General features: G+C 62.1%; 2 protein-coding genes. Both read left to right on the forward strand.

The window, feature by feature from the left end:
* On the forward strand, positions 1-629 hold a 629-nt coding region (locus ENZ74_RS33045), incomplete at its 5' end, for a DMT family transporter (protein ID WP_164761459.1).
* An 84-nt stretch (positions 630-713) separates the two neighbouring features.
* Positions 714-932: alpha/beta fold hydrolase (locus tag ENZ74_RS33050; RefSeq protein WP_127313350.1), on the forward strand; the 219-nt coding region annotated here is incomplete at its 3' end.

The following is a 932-nucleotide window of genomic DNA, read 5'->3' on the forward strand; positions in this document are numbered from 1 at the left end:
CGCTCTACACCGTCATGCTCAATTTCGGCGAACTGACCGTCTCGGCCGGTGCCGCCGGCTTCATCATCAATGTCAGCCCGATCTTCACCGCCATCATGGCGATGGCATTGCTGGGCGAGCGCTTCTCAGGCGTGGCCTGGATCGGTACGGTGATTTCCTTCGCCGGCATAGGCATCATCGCCATGGCCGATGGGCATGGCCTGTCGTTCAACACCGGTGCTCTGTTGGTGCTTGGTTCGGCCTTGTGCTCGGCCGTCAACACCATCGTCCAGAAGCCGCTGTTTGCCCGCCATCATCCATTGACCATTTCGGCTTCGAACATGGTGCTCGGCGCACTGTGCCTGGCCCCCTTCCTGCCGTCGGCCTTTTCGCAGGCGGCGGTCGCCGACACAGCAGGCCTCGGCGCCGTCATCTTTCTCGGCATCGTGCCCAGCCTCATCGCCTATGCCGCCTGGGCGACCGCGCTGTCGCGTCTGCCGGCGGCACGTGCCTCCAACTTCCTCTATCTGGTCTCGCCGATGTCCGCGCTGATCGGCTTCTTCTGGCTGGGCGAAGTTCCCACTCTGCTCGGCATAATCGGCGGCGCGCTGGCGCTGGGCGGTGTCATCGTGGTGAATTTGAAGAGATGAATATTGCCGACCGTCCGCTTCCCCCATTCGGAACGATCCCTCGATCAAACGCGTTTAGCCGAGGTTTGTTCGACGGAGGTCCGAATGCCGGGTGCAACGACGCACCGACGCATGCAACTGGATGATCTATCCATTTTTTATCGCGAGGCAGGGCCGTTAGAAGCACCTGTCTTGCTCTTGCCGCACGGCTATCCCTGCTCTTCGTTCCAATTCCGCCGACTGATGCCGGCGCTCGCCGACCGCTGGCGGACGATTGCATTCGACTGGCCTGGCTTCGGATACAGCGGCACACCCGATCCGGCC

Origin of the sequence: Mesorhizobium sp. M7A.F.Ca.CA.002.15.2.1 (genome assembly GCF_003998715.1) — a bacterium.
GTDB classification, from domain to species: Bacteria; Pseudomonadota; Alphaproteobacteria; order Rhizobiales; family Rhizobiaceae; genus Mesorhizobium; species Mesorhizobium ciceri.